This is a genomic window from Chromobacterium alticapitis, from assembly GCF_002924365.1.
Lineage (GTDB): Bacteria > Pseudomonadota > Gammaproteobacteria > Burkholderiales > Chromobacteriaceae > Chromobacterium > Chromobacterium alticapitis.
Genome location: NZ_PQWB01000213.1, coordinates 1 through 292 on the forward strand (window position 1 = coordinate 1; position 292 = coordinate 292).

The following is a 292-nucleotide window of genomic DNA, read 5'->3' on the forward strand; positions in this document are numbered from 1 at the left end:
CGAGGACGCCGGCTACAACCCGCACAGCCTCGCCGGCAGCGACACCGCCCTGTTCATCGGCACCGGCCCCAGCGGCTACGCCAGCCTGCTCGATCGTGCCGGCGTTCCCGTCGAGGGATACAGCGCCCCCGGCATCGTCGCCTCCGTCGGACCCAACCGCATGAGCTTCCTGCTCGATCTGCATGGCCCGAGCGAACCCATCGAAACCGCCTGCTCCAGCTCGCTCGTCGCCATCCATCGCGGCCTGCTCGCCTTGCGCGCCGGCCACTGCCGCATCGCCATCGTCGGCGGC

Annotated in this window: 1 protein-coding gene; it reads left to right on the forward strand. The window is 71.2% G+C overall.

The window, feature by feature from the left end:
• Nucleotides 1-292 (forward strand): beta-ketoacyl synthase N-terminal-like domain-containing protein (locus C2I19_RS21575; RefSeq protein ID WP_146056924.1); only part of this gene is annotated, 292 nt, incomplete at both ends.